This window comes from Streptomyces pinistramenti (assembly GCF_020564935.1).
In the GTDB taxonomy this organism is placed as follows: domain Bacteria; phylum Actinomycetota; class Actinomycetes; order Streptomycetales; family Streptomycetaceae; genus Streptomyces; species Streptomyces pinistramenti.
Genome location: NZ_JAJCXB010000036.1, coordinates 1 through 17,670 on the forward strand (window position 1 = coordinate 1; position 17,670 = coordinate 17,670).

Annotated in this window: 13 protein-coding genes and 3 pseudogenes; 9 read left to right on the forward strand and 7 right to left on the reverse strand. The window is 68.0% G+C overall.

All coding sequences use genetic code 11. The annotated features are described in order from the left end of the window. Positions 1 to 479 precede the first annotated feature (479 nt). Positions 480 to 1,766 carry a sensor histidine kinase gene (locus tag LIU39_RS22610; protein ID WP_227048663.1) on the forward strand — a complete coding sequence of 429 codons (1,287 nt, stop codon included), beginning with the start codon at positions 480 to 482 and terminating at the stop codon, positions 1,764 to 1,766. A gap of 114 nt (positions 1,767 to 1,880) precedes the next feature. On the opposite strand, the gene recQ is transcribed toward LIU39_RS22610, so the two are convergent. Further along, on the reverse strand, positions 1,881 to 3,953 hold the full coding sequence (gene recQ / locus LIU39_RS22615) for a DNA helicase RecQ (RefSeq protein ID WP_227048734.1): 2,073 nt from the start codon (positions 3,951 to 3,953) through the stop codon (positions 1,881 to 1,883). Positions 3,954 to 4,310: 357 nt separating this feature from the next. Between recQ and LIU39_RS22620 the strand changes: the two genes are divergently transcribed. The 4 genes and pseudogenes from LIU39_RS22620 (at position 4,311) to LIU39_RS22635 (ending at position 8,010) form a co-directional block, all read left to right on the forward strand. Next, a complete protein-coding gene (locus tag LIU39_RS22620) occupies positions 4,311 to 5,954 on the forward strand; it encodes a sensor histidine kinase (RefSeq protein WP_227048735.1) in 1,644 nt (547 codons plus the stop codon). A 94-nt stretch (positions 5,955 to 6,048) separates the two neighbouring features. Continuing rightward, positions 6,049 to 6,702, forward strand: a complete 654-nt coding sequence (locus tag LIU39_RS22625) for a response regulator (RefSeq protein ID WP_227048664.1) — start codon at positions 6,049 to 6,051, stop codon at positions 6,700 to 6,702. Positions 6,703 to 6,905: 203 nt separating this feature from the next. After that, positions 6,906 to 7,219: pseudogene (locus tag LIU39_RS22630) on the forward strand (ArsR/SmtB family transcription factor). Further along, complete coding sequence (locus LIU39_RS22635) at positions 7,216 to 8,010, forward strand: arsenic resistance protein (RefSeq protein WP_227048736.1); 795 nt, start codon at positions 7,216 to 7,218, stop codon at positions 8,008 to 8,010. The pseudogene LIU39_RS22630 and the gene LIU39_RS22635 overlap by 4 nt, the downstream one beginning before the upstream one ends. A 122-nt stretch (positions 8,011 to 8,132) precedes the next feature. Here the strand turns inward: LIU39_RS22635 and LIU39_RS22640 are convergent, their stop codons facing one another. After that, complete coding sequence (locus LIU39_RS22640; RefSeq protein ID WP_227048665.1) at positions 8,133 to 9,779, reverse strand: caspase, EACC1-associated type; 1,647 nt, start codon at positions 9,777 to 9,779, stop codon at positions 8,133 to 8,135. Next, positions 9,776 to 10,144 carry an effector-associated constant component EACC1 gene (locus LIU39_RS35650; protein WP_227048666.1) on the reverse strand — a complete coding sequence of 123 codons (369 nt, stop codon included), beginning with the start codon at positions 10,142 to 10,144 and terminating at the stop codon, positions 9,776 to 9,778. Before LIU39_RS35650 ends, LIU39_RS22640 begins: the two co-directional genes overlap by 4 nt. Before the next feature lie 156 nt (positions 10,145 to 10,300). Between LIU39_RS35650 and LIU39_RS22650 the strand changes: the two are divergent. Further along, positions 10,301 to 10,466: pseudogene (locus tag LIU39_RS22650) on the forward strand (FtsK/SpoIIIE domain-containing protein); the annotation flags it as partial. A 724-nt stretch (positions 10,467 to 11,190) separates the two neighbouring features. On the opposite strand, the gene LIU39_RS22655 reads toward LIU39_RS22650, so the two are convergent. Then, on the reverse strand, positions 11,191 to 11,538 hold the full coding sequence (locus tag LIU39_RS22655) for a hypothetical protein (protein WP_227048667.1): 348 nt from the start codon (positions 11,536 to 11,538) through the stop codon (positions 11,191 to 11,193). Between the two features lie 362 nt (positions 11,539 to 11,900). Here LIU39_RS22655 and LIU39_RS22660 point away from each other — a divergent pair, with 362 nt between their 5' ends. Next, positions 11,901 to 13,349, forward strand: a complete 1,449-nt coding sequence (locus tag LIU39_RS22660) for a YDG/SRA domain-containing protein (protein WP_227048668.1) — start codon at positions 11,901 to 11,903, stop codon at positions 13,347 to 13,349. 87 nt (positions 13,350 to 13,436) lie between these two features. On the opposite strand, the gene LIU39_RS22665 is transcribed toward LIU39_RS22660, so the two are convergent. After that, positions 13,437 to 14,078: a pentapeptide repeat-containing protein gene (locus LIU39_RS22665; protein ID WP_227048669.1), complete on the reverse strand. Its 642-nt coding sequence runs from the start codon at positions 14,076 to 14,078 to the stop codon at positions 13,437 to 13,439. On the opposite strand from LIU39_RS22665, the gene LIU39_RS22670 reads away from it, so the two are divergent. Next, positions 14,077 to 14,436, forward strand: coding sequence for a hypothetical protein (locus tag LIU39_RS22670; protein ID WP_227048745.1), 360 nt, complete (start codon positions 14,077 to 14,079; stop codon positions 14,434 to 14,436). The genes LIU39_RS22665 and LIU39_RS22670 overlap by 2 nt on opposite strands. A 174-nt stretch (positions 14,437 to 14,610) precedes the next feature. On the opposite strand, the pseudogene LIU39_RS35655 reads toward LIU39_RS22670, so the two are convergent. Both LIU39_RS35655 and LIU39_RS22680 read right to left on the reverse strand, forming a co-directional pair. Next, positions 14,611 to 14,766, reverse strand: a pseudogene (locus LIU39_RS35655) (helix-turn-helix domain-containing protein); the annotation flags it as partial. 487 nt (positions 14,767 to 15,253) lie between these two features. Beyond that, positions 15,254 to 15,937: a DUF6009 family protein gene (locus LIU39_RS22680; protein ID WP_227048670.1), complete on the reverse strand. Its 684-nt coding sequence runs from the start codon at positions 15,935 to 15,937 to the stop codon at positions 15,254 to 15,256. A gap of 1,349 nt (positions 15,938 to 17,286) precedes the next feature. Between LIU39_RS22680 and LIU39_RS22685 the strand changes: the two genes are divergently transcribed. After that, complete coding sequence (locus LIU39_RS22685) at positions 17,287 to 17,577, forward strand: hypothetical protein (RefSeq protein ID WP_227048671.1); 291 nt, start codon at positions 17,287 to 17,289, stop codon at positions 17,575 to 17,577. The last annotated feature ends 93 nt before the right edge of the window (positions 17,578 to 17,670 follow it).

The window sequence follows — 17,670 nt, forward strand, 5'->3', positions numbered from 1 at the left end:
TCACCGAGATCACCGGCGGCCCGCTGGACGCGCTCGCCGCCCGGCACGACGTCGTCCCGATGACCGTGACCGAGGCGTACGACCTGACCGCCCCCGGCAGGCCGCGGCCCAAGCGGTTCCTGCGGATCCCGCCGCCCGCCGGCACCCGGACCGCCTGGGGCGCCGGGGACGCTCATGCCACCCGAGCCCGCGCCACCCGAGCAACCGGCCCCACCCGCCTCTCCCGCCCCCTCACCCCCAGCCCCGGAGCCGCCCCGCGGAGACCGCCGGTGAGACACCCACGATGGCGAAACCGGACGGCCCGAACCGACAGGACGGACCGAACGGACCGAACGGACCGAACAGGCCGGATAGGCCGGGTGGACGACCGTCCGGGCCGAAGAGACCGTGCAGGCCGCGCAGACCACGCAGATTGCGCAGGCCGCACCCCCAGACACCCAAGGCCCCCGCGTCGCTTCTGGCCCCTGCGCGGCCCCGGTGTGCGCCGCGCCGCGGTCTCCCTGCGCTGGAAGATCGCGTTGACCGTGACGGCGGTGTGCTGTGCGGTCGCCGCCGTGCTCGGGGTGCTCGTGCACAACGCCGTGGCCCACCAGACCGTCGGTCAGGTACGCAAGGAGACCCGCGCGGACCTCGACACCGCGCTGGACCTCTTCGAGTACGGAACCTCCCGCGAGGGCATCAACTCCGTCCTGGACCCGCCCGAACTCCCCGCGCCACTACGCCGGTTGGCGCGCGACGGCAAACGCGGCAGCATGGTGGGCACATATCGGGGGCAGCCCGTCATGTGGGCCGCGGCGCCGGCGGGCGACCAGATCATGGCCGTGTGGTCGCCGTACGGCAACACCCGGCGCTCCCTGGAGACGTTCGATACCGCCATCCTCGGCTCGGCGATCCTGGCCGCGACCGCCGTCGCGCTCGCCGGGCTGTTCCTCGCCCAGCGCATCAGCCGCCGCCTGACCAGCACTGCCGCGGTCGCCCGCCGGATCACCGCAGGCGATCTGGACGCACGGGTCGGGGACACTCAGGCCCACGGGCTGCGGCGCGGCGGCGGGGCCGGGCGGGACGAGGTGGCCGCGGTGGCGGCAGCCCTGGACTCCGTGGCGGGCTCTTTGCAGAGCCGCCTGCAGGCCGAGCAGCGGTTCACCGCGGACGTCGCGCACGAGCTGCGTACCCCGCTCACCGGGATCCTCGCCTCCGCCGAGCTGCTTCCCGAGGGCCGCCCCAAGGAGATGATCAACGACCGTCTGCGGGCGCTGCACCGGCTCACCGAGGACCTCCTGGAGATCTCCCGGTTGGACTCCGGCACCGAGCGCGCCGACCTCGACTCGTATGACCTCGGCACACTGGTCGAGCGCAGTGTCCGGGCCACCGGCCTCGATACCGAGGTGCGCATCGAGACCGCCGTGGTCGTCGAAACGGACCGGCGGCGCCTGGACCGCATCCTCACCAACCTCGTTGTCAACGCGCACCGCCACGGCCGGCCCCCGGTCGTGGTCACCGTCGGCACGGCACCCGACGGCGCTCCCACGGTCGAGGTACGTGACCACGGGCCGGGCTACTCCGACGACCTGCTGCACCACGGCCCGCAGCGGTTCCGCACCGACGCTCCCGGCCGCGGCAAGGGCCACGGCCTCGGCCTGACCATCGCCGTCGGTCAGGCCACGGTCCTCGGCATCACTCTCCGCTTCGGCAACGCTCCCGACGGCGGCGCCCGCACGCTCCTGCATCTGCCTCCCCCTTCCCCCGTACATCCCCGTACCCCCTGATGCGCCCGCAGCCCGGACGGTCATCTGCCGCTCGCGCGACCTCACCGGCGGGCACTCCCTACCGTCCGCGGACATCCCCATTTCCGCCGCAATTCCCCGTTCCCCCGCCGATGTTCACCAGTCGATGTCCTCCGGTTCCGGCGCATCCCAGTCCTCCGGAGGGGCCTCGTCCGTCGTCGGCCCGGCCGCGGTTCCGGCCGGGCCGCGGGCCCCCGTCGTCCTCGGTGCGGCGCCCGTGCCCGAGCGCCCGCCGGGTGCGGCAGCGGCAGTGGTAGCGGTACCGCCGCTCGGCGCGACGGTCTCGGCAGCCACGGCGGTCTCGCCCGTCGGCTCGTCCCGTCCGGCGAGCACGTCCAGGATCGGCCGGCCGTACTTCGCGAGCTTGTTCTCGCCGACGCCGTTGATCGTGCCCAGTTCGGCCGTGCTCGACGGCTGGGCGAGGGCGATCTCCCGCAGCGTGGCGTCGTGGAAGATCACATACGCCGGGACGCCCTGCTCCTTGGCCGTGCGGCCCCGCCAGGCCCGCAGCGTCTCGAAGACCGGCAGCGCGGCCTCCGGCAGATCGACCGGCGCCCGGCGTCCCTTCGACGCGGACTTCGCCTTCACGGCGCGCGGCGCCTTCTCGGGCTCGCGCCGCATCGCCACCTCGCGCCCGCCGCGCAGCACCTCTCCGCTCGCCTCGGTCAGCACCAGCGTGCCGTAGTCACCCTCCACGGCGAGCAGTCCCTGTGCCAGCAACTGCCGTACCACGCCCCGCCATTCGGTGTCCCGGAGGTCTTCGCCGATCCCGAAGACGCTCAGGCCGTCGTGGTCGAACTGGATGACCTTCGCGGTCTTGCGGCCGAGCAGAATGTCGATGATCTGGCCGGCCCCGAACTTCTGCCCCCGCTCACGCTTGAGCCGCACGATCGTCGACAGCAGCTTCTGCGCGGGGACCGTGCCGTCCCAGGTCTGCGGCGGCGCCAGGCACGTGTCGCAGTTGCCGCACGGGGTGCTCTCCTGGCCGAAGTACGCCAGCAGCCGCACCCGTCGGCACTGCACCGTCTCGCAGAGCGCGAGCATCGCGTCGAGGTGCGCCGACAGCCTCCGCCGGTGTGCGTCGTCGCCCTCCGAACCGTCGATCATCTTCCGCTGCTGCACGACATCCTGCAGCCCGTACGCCAGCCACGCCGTCGACGGCTGGCCGTCACGTCCGGCGCGGCCGGTCTCCTGGTAGTAGCCCTCCACGGACTTCGGCAGGTCCAGATGCGCGACGAACCGCACATCCGGTTTGTCGATGCCCATCCCGAACGCGATGGTGGCGACCACGACCAGCCCGTCCTCCCGCAGGAAGCGCGACTGGTGCTCGGCGCGCACCCGGGAGTCGAGGCCCGCGTGGTAGGGCACGGCAGCGATGCCGTTCTGCACCAGGAACTGGGCGGTCTTCTCCACAGAGGCGCGCGAGAGGCAGTAGACGATGCCGGCGTCCTGGGCGTGCTCGGTCCGCAGCAGTTCCAGCAGCTGCCGCTTCGGCTCGTTCTTCGACGCGATCCGGTACTGGATGTTGGGCCGGTCGAAGCTCGCCACGAAATGCCGGGCGTCCTCCATCTTCAGCCGCGAGGTGATCTCGGCGTGCGTCGCCTCCGTGGCGGTGGCGGTCAGCGCGATGCGCGGCACCTCGGGCCAGCGCTCGTGCAGCATCGACAGGGCCAGATAGTCGGGCCGGAAGTCGTGGCCCCACTGGGCGACACAGTGCGCCTCGTCGATCGCGAACAGCGAGATCTTGCCGCGGTCGAGCAGATTCAGCGTCTGCTCGACCCGCAGCCGCTCCGGGGCGAGATACAGCAGATCCAGCTCCCCGGAGAGGAACTCGGCCTCCACCAGCCGCCGCTCCTCGAAGTCCTGCGTCGAATTGAGGAACCCGGCCCGCACCCCGAGCGCCCGCAGCGCGTCGACCTGGTCCTGCATCAACGCGATCAGCGGCGAGACCACCACCCCGACCCCGGGCCGCACCAGCGACGGAATCTGGTAGCACAGCGACTTGCCGCCACCGGTCGGCATCAGGACGACGGCGTCCCCACCCCCGACGACATGCTCGATGATCTCCTGCTGGCTCCCGCGGAACGCGTCGTACCCGAAGACGCGGCGCAGCACCTGCACCGCCTCGCCGGCCTCCGTCCCGCCTTCCGCCTCCCCGCCCACGGTCATCTTCACGTCCACGTCCACGTCCACATCCACGTCCGCCTCACCCATGCCTGAAAGCGTACGAGCAATCCGACCACCCGCGTCGACCCTGTGGATAACTCCGCCGGCTCCCCGCCGCGCCGCCCCGCCCCGCAGGCTCCGCCCGGCCCCAGCCCCTCCCGCCACGAGACTTTCGTCGCAGCGGACAGCGACCAACGGCTACTGCCACAGGATGAGGGCGACATCTACCGTGGCGGCGTGAGACTCCGCAAACGCACCGACGACCCCGCCGCGCCGGCTCCCCGTACACCGGCAGGAACACCGCTCTCCCGGGCGGCGCAGCGGCTGGCCGGAGCCATCGGGGGCCTCTTCGCCCCCGGGATGTGGCCCGCCGGGCGGATCGCAGGCGAGGCGCTGCTCAGCGTGCTGCTGGGGCTGCTGGGCGCGGGCAGCGAGGCCCTGGACGGCGGGAACCCCTGGCGGATCGTCGCCGTCGCGCTGGCCGCGGCACTGCTGTCGCCGCTGCGCCGGGCCCTGCCGGCGACCGTGCTGCTGGCGGCGAGCGTCGGGGTGTCCGGCTGGGCCGGCTTCCTCCCGCTCGTCCTCGTCGCCTCCTGGTCGGCGGGCCGGCGGGTCATGGCGCCAGGCCGGGCGGCCGGCACGTTCACCCTCGCCTACCTTCTCGCCCTCCTCAGCCCGCCCCTCCTCTGGCACTTCTCCCTTTCGTCCCTGGTCTTCGGCGCCCTGCTGCTGCTGGCCGTGATGGTCGTCCCCGGACTCGTCGGCCGCTACTGGACGCAGAGCCGCACCCTCGCGGACATGCTGCACGAGTACCACGCCCAACTGCTGCGCGAGCGCGAGATGGTCGTCGGCCAGGCCCGCATGCGGGAGCGCCAGCGCATCGCGCAGGACATGCACGACAGCCTCGGCCACCAGCTCGCCCTCATCTCGGTGCACACCGGCGCCCTGGAGGTCGGCCCCGGGCTGACCGGCCGACAGCGGGAGACCGTCGGCGTACTGCGCGAGGCGTCGGTGACCGCGATGCGGGAGTTGCGCGAGGTCGTGGGGCTGCTGCGGGACGGCACGGAGATGCCCGACGCCGCGGAGGACATCAGGGCCGCATCGGGGGGAGCGGACGGCATCGAGGGCCTGGTGGCGACATCGCGGAGCACCGGGACGGCCGTGGAACTGCGGCGCACCGGAGCACCGTGGCCGCTCACGCAGGCCGCAGGCCACGCGGCGTACCGCATCGCCCAGGAGGGCCTGACCAACGCCCATAAACACGCGCCGGGCGCACCGATCACCCTCACCTTGCGCTACGACACGGACGCGCTCACCGTGGAGGTCGCCAACGGCCCGGTGCCCGCGCCCGTGCATCCCGACCGGGGTGTGGTGAGCGGCGGACAGGGCCTGGCAGGACTCGGCGAGCGGGCCCGGCTGGCCGGCGGCATCGTGCACGCGGGCCCCACCGACGACGGCGGCTTCCGGCTGGCCGGCGTGCTGCCGCGCACCGCGACGGAAGGGGCCGCGCCCGCACCGGCACCGTTCGTCGCACCACAGGACGGCCTCCGGCGGCAGTTCCCGGCCGGCTCTCCTGGTGACGGCGGTTCCGCCGCCATCCGGAACGGTTTGCCGGCGGAACTGCTGAAGGCGGTGAGCCGGAGCAGGCGGCGCAAGGGCCTGGCCGTGGGCTGCGGCACGTTGGGGCTGATCGCCGTGGCCGTCGTCATCGCCGTCGCGGTGGCGTTGTTCCGCGGCATGGACAGCGGCATGATCGAACGGAAGCAGTACGACGCGGTGACGGTCGGACAGTCCGAGGCGGCGGTGCGCAAGCAGTTGCCCGACGGCAGGACGTTCCTGACCGAGAACCTGGACAAGGGAGCGCCGCCCAAGCCGTCCGGCTCCACCTGCCTCAGCCTCCTGGCCCCGGAGAGCCTGGACAAGCCGGCCGGCAACGTCGTCTTCCGCTTCTGCTTCAAGAACGGCACGCTGATCGAGAAGAAGACCTTCGAGACCGCGCCGTGAGGGCCGCCCGCCCTGCCACCCGGGCGAGCGGCCCGGGCGTGGATGATGGCGGGGCACCCGCCCCCATGACCGCTCGAAGGCCCGCAGGAGAGTCGTGATCAGGGTTCTCATCACGGATGACGAGCCGCTCATCCGAGCCGGCATCAGGCTGATCCTCAACTCCGCCGACGACATCGACGTCGTCGCCGAGGCGGCGGACGGCCGCGAAGCCGTCGAACTGGCCAGGACCCACCGGGCGGACGTCGTGCTGCTCGACATCCAGATGCCGGTCATGGACGGCCTGACGGCGCTGACCGAACTCCGCAGGGCCGTCCCCGGAGCACGCGTCCTGATCCTCACGACGTTCGGCCTGCAGGAGAACGTCCTGCGGGGCCTCTCGGCGGGCAGCGCGGGCTTCCTGCTGAAGGACTCGGCCCCGGCGGAACTCATCGGCGCCGTACGCGCCGCCGCGGCAGGCGACGCCTACCTGTCACCCGCAGCCACCCGGCACGTCGTCGACTCCCTGGCCGCCGGCACCCCCGCCCACCGCACCGAACAGGCCCGCCGCCGTCTCGACGCCCTGACCGAACGGGAGTTGGCCGTCCTGGAACTCCTCGGCGAGGGCCTCTCCAACGCGGACGCGGGCCGCCGGATCCACATGAGCGAGGCCACGGTCAAAACGTACGTCAGCCGCATCCTCGCCAAACTCAACTGCGAGAACCGCGTCCAGGCAGCCCTCCTGGCCCGGGACGCGGGCCTCGGGGGCTGAGGGCGGCGCCGCTTTCCGGGAACGCGGGGACGGGCCCACGCCCAGCGCTCGCCGGAGCCGATCCCGCCAACCGGACCTCTCCGATACGGAATCAGGCACGGATCCGGCGGGGCCGGGTGGGGAACCGGCACACATCGCATCAGCACTCAGCTCACACCAGCACTCAGCGATGCCAAATACCACCGCCGTGAGATCACCAGCACATGCTGACATCAGCAGAAACTGACCTGATCCGGGTGCTCGCGGATCCGCTCAGGCTCCGGACCGTGACCCTGCTCGCCCACGAACCCCTCTGCACGACGCACCTGGTCGAGGAGACCGGGCCCGGCAGGCCAGCCTCTCCAACCACCTGCGCATGCTGCGCGAGGCTGGGCTCGTGGAGACCGAGCCGTGCGGCCGCTTCCCGTACTACCGGCTGCGGCCCGACGTCATCGAGACGGTGGCCGGCGCCTTCGCGGACCTGGCCGCCGCCGCCCGCGCCACCGGCGCAGCCGACAGGAAGAGGGCTTGCCCGTGACGCCCGCCGATGCGGCCGCGACCGCGGAACCCGAGGCCGGGGCCGTCATCGAACTCTCCACCCTGGACCGCTTCCTGGCCGTCTGGATCCTCATCGCCATGGGCGTAGGACTCGGCCTGGGGCGGCTGATCCCCGGCCTGAACGACGCCCTGGCGAAGATCGAAATCGGCGGCATTTCGCTGCCGATCGCTGTCGGCCTGCCGATCATGATCTACCCGGTCCTCGCGAAGGTCCGCTACGACCGGCTCGACACCGTCACCGGCGACCGGAAACTGATGGTGTCCTCGCTGGTCATCAACTGGATCGTCGGCCCGGCGGTGATGTTCGTACCCGCCCGGATCTTCCTGCCCGACCTGCCTGAGTACCACACCGGCCTGATCATCGTCGGCCTGGCCCGCTGCATCGCCATGGTCATCATCGGGAACGACCTGGCCTGCGGCGACCGCGAGGCCACCGCCGTCCTCGTCGCCCTCAACTCCGTCGTCCAGGCCATCGCCTTCGGCCTGCTCGGCCGGTTCTACCCGGACCTGCTGCCGCGCGCCCGCCACCTCGGAAACGGCCAGGGCCTCAACGTCCCTGTCTGGCACATCGCTCTCAACGCCCTCGTCCTCCTCGGCAGGGGCCTGGGCATGGCCTACGACCGCACCGCCACGCTCGCCTTCACCGCAGCCGGCAACAACTTCGAACTCGCCATCGCGGTCGCCACCTTCGGCGTCACCTCAGGACACACAGCCGTCCGTGGCCGCCGCCGGCCGGGACCTGTCGTGAACTGCATGGAGCGCTATGGGTGAACCACCTGGACCACCTGGAACGCGGCTTCGTCCACCTGACATCGGCCCGTGTGCAGGATTCCGTCGGGATGCGCCGGCGTCCCGCCTTGTTGATGCCGGGTGTGGATGCCAGCCTTGCTGTGTCACTCTCTCCAGCGGTTGCGATGCTGCTTCACACACTCCAGGTCGATGATGTGCTGAGGGTGAGTATTCAGGATGCCTACCTCCTGGCCGGCCCGGATGACGCTGAGGTCGTCGTTAAGGACGATGGCACCGGAATCCAGCATCACGTGACAGTTTGGGCAGAGGCAAAGCACATTGCCAGCTGCGTCCGGACCGTTGTGCGGACTTTCTAAAGCCTGAATGTGTGCGCCTTCGCTGTAGCTGCCGCCAGGAACTTCGATACGCACACTGCAGATCTGGCACCGATTATCGTGCCATTCCTTGACTTGGCGATGCATGGAGTTGCTCCGAACGATTCGTTGCACAGTGGTGATCACTCGTTCGAACTTGTCATTTCCATCCGATTTTTGCCGCGCGTTCGTGCGTTTAACTGCGTGCTCCGTCAAATCGCCAAGGCTGTCCTGCTGTTGCGTCTTCGGTAGCGGAGTGCCCTCGCAGGCTTCTAGCCGAAACTGCCATATCAGGAAGCCATCGAGACTGGACTTGCTGCCGTAGCTGGTCACACGGTAGAGGCCGTCGTACCGGTATCCCTTACTGGGAGCATAAACTGATGTGCTTTGCCAACCACGGATAACCCGGACAGGGAGCCCTTCGAGGCAACTGGTCACCAAAGCTGCGTTACCGGAGTCATCCAGGGATTGATCGCTGACCTGGTTGCCTGCTTGGTCTTGCCCTCCATGGCCGGTATAGATGATGACGTCGCCGTGGTCTTCGTCATCTTTGTAGCCGCCGGAGATTACTATGGACTCTGCGCCGGTCTTCCTGGTTCCGCAAATTCCAGCCTGAAGAGGGCGATGCACTCCCGCGTCGTGCGCTTGGCGACGAGTGCTGAATCGGTGTCCGGGCTGCACCTTAGACACTTCACCAATGGACCGACGTGCGACGGTTCGCAGGCTCTTGGTAAGTATCAGGTTTCCTGCGGCATTGATTGCGCGGCGCTGAGGTCGAGGAAGTCCACGCGAGATGAGGCGAAGTTCCACCTCTCGGAAGACCTCATCCAATGTGAGTGACTCTTGATCCTTTAGTGCCCCTAGTAGGGCATCGGTGAAGGCTGTGTATTTTGCGCCCGCCGGCGCGTAGGAGGTGGCATTCGCTGTCGTCGAGGTCATTGTGTAGGTGCCGGCGATGTCGATTTGCCCGGTGATCGCTCCGTGGCTATCTGACATCGCCTCGACCGCGCGACCTGAGAAACAACAGTCCAAGACGAGTATGCGAATGGATGCGGGGCTAGCTGCGAGCTCCTCCCGGAGGGCGTCGAATGGGAGCGCCGTCCACCGCAACTGATCGGGCTTCGTAGAGGACAATGCCAGGTAGAGTCTGCCGCGTTCATCGACGAGCCCGTGCCCGCTGTAGTACACGAATAGCACGTCCGTAGCTTCCGCGCTTTGCGCGAGAGCCTGACCTATATCTGACGTCGTTAGGGGGTCGCTGAGAAGCGTGCAGCGCTCGGAGTTTAGGGAGCCGGTTGTTGAACTGGTGAGCGCTGCTTTAAGGCCCTCGAGGTTGGCTGAAACAGCTGGTATGGATGGCAATCCATCCGCCTCAGAGAACTTGCTGGAGCCGATCAGTACTGCTCGCGATTGGGCCGGGTCAGGGAAGCGAGTCACGATCCTCCCTCCGCGCGCAATATGCGCTCTATGTCTCTCGCTAGCGCTTGGGCATCGACCCGCTTGGCGTCGACTTCGACACTCCGCCCATTGCGTGCAGTTACTGTGAACTTGACATCCGAGCGACGCTGCGAGATCCATGAGGTCAGCGAGCTAGCCAACGCTACCCCGATGCCTCCGGCGCCGAGGGCCACTGTGAGCGCATCGACGAGCCCACCCATCTCGTTCGAGCCAACGGGGGTGTGTTCCAGTCGGACCCGCCCACGCAATGTATCGTCCCACTGCAACCAACCTAGCAGCGACCGCAGTTCGTCGGCTCCGTTGTCAGCACGGATCCACAGCAGTTGAGAGTCTGAATACGTCATAAGCGTATCTTGCCGGGTGTCAATTGAACATGCATCAGCTTTCACCTAGGCAGCGCGAAATGCGCAAAGTGAAATACTCGGCGTAGTGAAAAATGCACGAACTGTAATTATCCCTCTTGGGGGAGGGGTTGCGCCTCGACGGCCTTACGGCTGTGAGTCCGGCTCGTCCCGGGCAGGGAGCCGGCCGATGTGGCTTCCTCGGTCGAACGATTACGGCATGTGGGGCGTGCGCTCCATATACGTCATGACAGTCAAGCCGGGCGCCGTCGAACTGCGACTTGTCGGCTTCGGTGCACTGCGACGCGTACGCATGCCGCGTAGGCCCGCGGTGGCCGGGTCGCTGAGGAGGCGTCTCGGCTGTCAGTGACCGTCCGCGTTGATTTCGGACCTGGATATCAGAGGCCACCTAGGGATGTTCCTAGGTGGCCTCTTCGCTGTGCCCCCGGCAGGATTCGAACCTGCGACACCCGCTTTAGGAGTTTTCCGTGGGCGGGGCTGTGAACTGCACGAACGTCGGCTGCAGGGTGCGTGGCCTGGGAAGACTCCACTCCGTAATACTCATGTTTTCGCGGGGGTTCCCGGCGGTATGTGTGCTGAATGCGTTCTGCATGGATGCTTAAGACCGTGTCCTGTGTGGTGAGGCGGACGAGGCGCTTGTAGCAGCAGATGGCGGAGTGGGGCCCTGTTCCCAGCTATTCGCTGGACAGGCGCTTCGAGTGAAAGTCGGAGACCGGCCAGCCCGACTTGGGTTCTGCAGGCCCCTTGGGCCGTGTGGGGGGCGCGGATAAGGATGGCCTTGACTGTCGTGGTGGCGGGGAGGTTGATGCAGGCGTCGCCCCCGACGTTCTAGGTCTGCCGTTGATAACCCACTGGACCAGGCGGGAGCCGGGGGCGGTCTGGGCGAGGCCGGTGACGCGTGTGCCAGGCTTGGAGAGGCCCGTAGCTTACAGGGCAGACGGTGCCATCGGAGATGGAGGATCGCCTCTTGCCCACGCGCCGAACCCCCGATCTTGCCCCTCCCCACGCCCATGACGAGGCCCTGCGGATTAACCGGCCGAACCTCGGCGTTGGGTCGCGCTCCGTTGCGGAGCCAGCCCGAGGAGGGAGGTCATCACGTCGAGGGCAGCCTTCTGGCGCTGAGGCTTTCGAGACCAGACCGCCGGGCAGACCACCCCGAAGAAGAAGAACGAGCCCAAGATCAGGCTCGGGGCCGACGACATCGCGGCAACGGTCATGCTGCCCTGGAGCGCGGCGGCGAGGGCCCCGGTGCTCGTCATCGCCAGACCGGCGGGAGCCAGCCAGCGGGCGGAGCGCCGCAGCGGCTCCGCACCGAAGGCTCCGCCCATGACCTGGCCCGCTTCGCTAGGCCGAGTATTCCCCGTACCCTCAGACATGTGGTTCTCCGTACCTATAGATGGGGACTACGAGCAAAGACGGCTTCCTGTTGGCGCAGGGAGCCGTCGCTCGTTGCGGAGCAGCCCGGCTCAGCCGTTGGCGCAACGATTGCAGATCTTCCGCCACCTACACATCCGCAGAAAATATCGCGGGACTGAGGTACATTGGAGTTACCGCAGGTCAGGTGCAGTAAGGGTGATGCGACTGTGATCCACATCACTCGCGAAAGGCAGGGTTGAGTGATGCATATCACGGTGGAAATGTGGCCAGGGCTCTCCCTGTGAAGGGTGATGGGCCCCTGGCTGCTTTCGCGCGAGCCCTGCGTGAACTCCGGGAAAGGGCGGGCGGAACGGTCGACGCGGTGGTCACGCGCGGCGCGTCGAGGACGGCGGTCTACGCGGCACTGAGCGGTACCCGCCTGCCGAGCGTGCAGACGCTGGATCTGATCGTCGACGCATGGGTAGGTGGCACTGCGGCGGAGCGAGGCTGGTGGCGCGAGCGCCGACGCGCGGCCGAGGAGGCCATTGCGGAGGAATCGCGCCTGATGGGCGTTGCCGCTCCACGCCGTACACCGGAAGAGGCCGACTTCGCTGAGGAGTTGCGTGCGCTCTGGGATGAGTGCGGCAGCCCGGCCACCGAAGCGGTGGCGCGCCATTGCGAGGTGAGCGCCCGCACCCTGGACTCCTACCTCGACGGGCGGACCTTCCCGACGCCGGAACGGCTCGACCAGATCCTCATCGGACTGGCCTCTGTAGCCGGAGCCAACAAAGAGGCGGATGGGCCGGCCGTACGCGGGATCCCACGTACGGAGAGACTCCGGGAAGCCCTCTTCCGGGCGCGCGCGGCGCGCAAGGAGGAACGGGCCAGGGTTCGGGAGTTGGCGACGGCCCTGCCAGGTGGACAGTCGGGTCCGGCCGCAGACGCGCCGCCTTCTTTCGCCGGGTTCGGTCCGGTGCCGGGAATCCTGCCGGGGCGTCGGTTCGACGATCGCGGAGCGCTAGTCCGGGCTGGTGTCCACCGGCAGTTGATGGCCAGTATTGCGGGCAGCGAGAGGCTTGGTGCTGAGTCGGTCGTCCTCGACGACGAGCACGCCGGTGACGAGGACCATGGTGACGTCATCGTCTATACCGGCGAGGGGGGTGCGGGCGATCAGCAACTTACCCGTGGCAATGCCGCGCTGGCGACGAGTGCGTCCACTCGCGCCCCCGTCCGTGTGGTACGTCGGACCACGGGCACCTCCGGCGCCCGGGCCTATCGCTACGATGGGCTCTACACGGTTGAGGACTATTGGTCCGAGCAGGGGTTGGGCGCCCGGCGCGTGTGGCGATTCTGCCTCGTCCGGCGGGTGTCTGCCGAGCAGGGTATAGCGAACCTTTCACAGATCGACGATGTCGAGAGGGCGGGGGTGGTCGGCGGCACGCGATCGCCCCTCTCTATCCAGCGTGTCGTCCGCAGTACGGCCATTGCCAACCTCGTCAAACAGATCCACGACTTCACGTGCCAGGTCTGTGGAGTCCGCCTTCAGCTACGGGCTGGCCGCGCATACGCCGAAGCTGCGCACATCCGCTCGCTGGGGAGACCTCACGGGGGTGCAGACGCGATCGGCAACCTCCTGTGCCTGTGCCCGAACTGTCATGTGCTCATGGACACAGGAATGTTGGTCATCAACGACGACCTCACGGTCGTGAGCAGGGCGGACAGCACGGTGCTCGGAGTGCTCCGCGAGATACCGGAACACCGGATCGACAGGGAGGCACTCGCGTACCACCGCACCCTCCACGGTGCGCCGGAGGATGGAACGGCGCGGTGACGCGTGGGCTGGGTTCATAAGAAGTCATCTCGTTTGGAGAGTCTGCGGTAGCAGATCAGGGCTGCGGCGATGCTGGCGATGGACCGGTCAGGACCGGGATTCCCACTGAGCCCGGATCTCCGCAGCATGCGCCTCCTCAACGACCGCGGCCCGGTCCGCCGGCCACGAGTCGACGAATCCACAGGCGTCCTTCGCTGTCAGCTCCACCCAGTTGTCGGGCCAGTGCCGCTCGGCTTGGCCGACTGCCTCGCACTTACCGACCTTCGGCGGCGAGGCGAACTGTGCCCACCGGAAGTCGGCACCCGCTCGGAAGGAGTCGAGCCAGAACGTCGCGCCCTCGGCCCGGGCATGCTGGAAGGTGACGGAGCCGTGGAACACGGCATGGGTGAACCAGGCGTGGTTCCGTACCGCCATGTGGTCGAAGAAGGCGTTCTCGCTGAACTGCGATCGTGAGAACTCAGCGTTGAAGCCGAAGTAGGTGTCCTGGAAGTTGGTGTAGCCGTGGAAGGCCACCCAGCGGAACCAGCTGACTGCCTCGAAGCGCGCACTCCAGAACGAGACCTCGTATCCCAGGAACACGGCTCCGATGAATCTGGCTTCCCCCACGAAACGCGCACCGTCGAAATGGGCCTCCCCCTCGAACTGTGCTTCGTCGAAGTCGGCGCGGCGGAACTCGCAGCCGTCGAAGTACACGTCGCAGAGAAATGCCTGCTTGAGGTCGACGTCCATGTCTGGCCAGAAGGTAGAGTTCCTGGCCGTCGCGCCGTCGCGCCGTCGCGCCGTCACGGCGTTCGGGCCGCAGCCGGGCAGCCAGCACCATCTGGGCCGTGCGCCTGACCTGGCCCTCGCCAGTGTCACTGGCGTCCGGCGGGATGCGGAGGTAGTCGCACAGCTCGTCGACGATGCGCTGCTGCTTCTCGTGGTACTTGTCCCCCAGGTCTCCCATCGTGCGCAGAGCGGCCATGCGCACGTGAGGCGAACGGTCGGCCAGATGATCCACTGCCTTCTGATGCAGCACCTCGAAGGGGACCGGGTGGGGTTCGTACTGGTGGCCTGGGACCGTGGCCGGTGCGGTGAGACCGGCTGACTCGGAACGCCGGGGCCGCAGTCCCAATGCCTCGTGCACACGCTCTAGTTGGCCGTGCTTTTCGCGCCACCAGTCGAGCGCCACGGGGATTGAGAACGACCCGCCGTGCCCATCCACACGATGCGCGCAGGCAGTGACCCACTGACTGACGACGTAGAAGTCCTGTGGTCTGGCGTGGCCTCCGTTCTCGGTCTTCGAGACGGTGGCGGGGGCGACCCCGATGGCCGCGGCGAGCTCGCGCACGGTCAGTCCGGCTTCTACGCGTAGTTGGCCGAGCAGGCCGCCGAATCGTCGGACGGCCTCCTGCCAGTCCGCAGCCACCTCGTTCACACCTGCATCCTCTCAGGATCCCAGCCTCGATCTCGTCGATCACCAGGAAACCTCCTCTCGCCCTGTTCAGGGTGCGTTCGCGATCGGTCCGCGATCACCACTGGCAGGGGCCAGCGGCTACCAACCTCGTTCCAACGACGACCAGATGAGGTGGAGGGCGACCATGAACAAAAGTGGCAGGGTGGTGCTGGCCCAGATAGGCGGAGCGGCTGAGGGGGTGACAGCGATCGTCGTACTGGAAGAGCGGGCCGGTGCGACGGCCGTACCGGTGCCCCAGCCACGGCGTGGCTGGCGGCTGAGCGCACTGCCGGTAACGGGCATGCTGATCCGTGCTCTCAGTGGTTCCGCCGCCCTGGCATTGGTGCACTGGGCTCGGCAGGTCTACTGGGCCGAGGTCTTGGGCTGGCTAACGTCCTGACGCCGAGAGGCCGCAAGCCCTCCTCCCGGATGGGCGGAGGGCTTGCTACCTGTGACGGTCCTGCTCGCGCTAACTGGGTGCTTCGTCTGGCCGGCGGAGCCCGGGTGAGAGGATCCGCTGGGCCACGGCCTCGCCGATCGCGTGCTTCAGCTCCTCGGAGTGTGATTGCAGCCAGTCAGAGAACGCTTCGCCAGCGGCGGTGCCGAGTACGTCGGACAGACTCGCCTCGTGAAGGTTGAGCCGATCGGCGAACGCTTGTTTGCTGCTGCTCTCCAGATCTGAGCCGCCCTCATTTCGCCGAGGCGTTGGACAATTTGTTTGAGGATGGTCCTTCCGCCCGTCGGCTTCGACTGTGTCACGCTGCTCATCGCCGACCGCTGACTGGGAGGGAAGCGGAGCTCCCCAAGCTCGATCAGTCTGCTCGCCCCAGGTTCCTGGCTTCACGGTTCTGGGGTCGACCCCCTCGGAAGGGGTTCCGGTCCGGTAGGGGCCCTTCTGTTTGCCGTATTCAGAGCGGTCGTACTCCTTGACCCAGAAGACGCGCCGTGTGAACATCCCAGGTCCGTCGCCGCTCGGAGCATTGGCCCTGAGTACGGAGTATCCGACACGGCGGCCGGGGCCCGGCCAAGGTACGGCGCGACGCCGAGTCGCGGCGTCGCGCACCAAGGTTTCTCGGACATAGTCGAATCCTTCAACGCCCTCCGTCCAGACGATGCTCTCCTCGTGTTTGAGGACTTCCGGGTCGTCGTGCATGCGTGGCACCTCTCAGTAAGCGGTAGCCGGCCGTAGCTTCCCTCCGGACGGGGCGGATATTCACAGGTGCTGGAGGGCGTCAGAAACCCGCAGGCAGGCTGATAGGGATGGTAAGGGCGGCGGGGCATCTGGCCTGTGGCTTTCTGGTAGCGCGAGTCAGGCCATCGACGGCGAGTCCCGCGGTCTCGGAGTGTGCGGGATCCGGACAGCCTGTCCGGGGCGATTCGTGTCAGAGCCTGTTCGTGCGGAGTGGTGGGTGGACGACACCTCACCGATTGCGCCAAGTCCCCGCTGGGCCAAGCGGCTTCGGTGAGACTGCTTCGGTGGACGAACTCCTAAGACGCCTACTCGCGTTGCTATCCACCCCGATCCTGTTAGGCGGCCCTGTCAGCGTTTGGTGGCTCTGGACGCACCCTCAGTCCCGACCGTCGTGCTGGGTGCGTCGCAACGTGGTGGATCCCGTAGTCAACCGCTATGTAGCGTGGACCGATCGGCGGGCGTATCGGAGGTTGGCGAATGCGTGCCGGAATCTTCCACCGACCTTTCCGGGCGTGCCGTGGCATGAGTGGCGCTACGTTGATACGTCGGTGAGGCGGTGGTGCGCCGTCGCCCCATGGGCAGCCGTTTCGCATGCCTTTGCGCTGGTGTTTCTGGCGGGCGCGCTGCTCAAGGCCCGCACGATCGTGAAAATAGCCTGGCGTATCTGGAGCATGCCCCAGAGTTCGGAGCGGCCGCGCCACCTGACGGGAAACCACCTGGTCGATGAAGGGGCCGCTCCGTATGCAGCCCTGGAGCACTGGATCCGGGACGGGGCCGGGTGGATGGTGCGCAGAGTGGGAGCGGGGGTATCTGCGATCACGCAGCCTTGGGCTGATCCCGTGGCCACGGCTACGACGGCAGCTGCGATGGCGTTGCTGGTCGTGTTCCTGCTTGCCTTGCGGACGGCCGCGACTGTCTTTGCCCGGATGGACAACCCGCAGGGGCGGAATCGGCAAGCGAACTGGCCGCAGCTGATCCCAGGGGGGCGATCGGGGGAGACTTTCCGCATACGTGGCGGAGAGACGGCCCAGTGGCGGCCGGTGGTGGTGCTCCTAGCCGCCTGCGGGAGCGTCGGGCGAGCCTACAAGCAGTGGGATACAGGCGGTCCTCTGTTGGCCCCGCGGGTGAGCCTGGCTGCTGCTGAGCGGGCGGTTTGGTCGGCGTGGCGGACTCGGCACAGCCGTATACGGCGCACGCGTCGGCGCGAGTTGAAGGAACACGCCGCACTGGTGGTCGGAGCTTTGCGGGCGGTGGAGGCTAGGCAGGACACGGAGGCGGACACAGGGCAGGTTTTTGAGGATATGGCACGCATGCTGCTGAAGGTCGCCCAACGGTATGGCGAGGGCCGCCTGCTGGCCCTGTTGGATCCCGAGGACTTGAGCGGAGTCACCCCGGCGGTGAACCGAGAGTGGGTACGCCTGGTAGTCCTAGGCGGTGTGGTGGTGGGTACGGCGTTGGGAGCGAACCTGTTGGGGGTGCCGGACTCGGCGAGCGGGCCACTTACCGGCGTCGTCACCGTAGTGACGGTCGGCGTGCTGTATGGAGTCCGCCTTGTGAGCACGGACCTTATTGACGTTATGCGTGGTCAGAGCCGCAAGTGATCCAGTCGGCGAGGCCATGCAGGCAACGGGCCGCGTGCAACACGGTGGGTGGTGGGAAGCCACTTGATGGGGCGGGCATCGGAGATCCCACAC

Excerpts from the sequence above, each read along its gene's own strand:
- LIU39_RS22685 (WP_227048671.1), top strand. The coding sequence starts at position 17,287 with ATGCTGCTGAAGGTCGCCCAACGGTATGGCGAGGGCCGCCTGCTGGCC.
- LIU39_RS22620 (WP_227048735.1), top strand. The coding sequence starts at position 4,311 with ATGTGGCCCGCCGGGCGGATCGCAGGCGAGGCGCTGCTCAGCGTGCTG.
- LIU39_RS22670 (WP_227048745.1), top strand. The coding sequence starts at position 14,077 with ATGTCTGGCCAGAAGGTAGAGTTCCTGGCCGTCGCGCCGTCGCGCCGT.
- LIU39_RS35650 (WP_227048666.1), bottom strand. The coding sequence starts at position 10,144 with ATGACGTATTCAGACTCTCAACTGCTGTGGATCCGTGCTGACAACGGA.
- LIU39_RS22680 (WP_227048670.1), bottom strand. The coding sequence starts at position 15,937 with ATGCACGACGACCCGGAAGTCCTCAAACACGAGGAGAGCATCGTCTGG.
- LIU39_RS22665 (WP_227048669.1), bottom strand. The coding sequence starts at position 14,078 with ATGGACGTCGACCTCAAGCAGGCATTTCTCTGCGACGTGTACTTCGAC.
- recQ (WP_227048734.1), bottom strand. The coding sequence starts at position 3,953 with ATGACCGTGGGCGGGGAGGCGGAAGGCGGGACGGAGGCCGGCGAGGCG.
- LIU39_RS22655 (WP_227048667.1), bottom strand. The coding sequence starts at position 11,538 with ATGTCTGAGGGTACGGGGAATACTCGGCCTAGCGAAGCGGGCCAGGTC.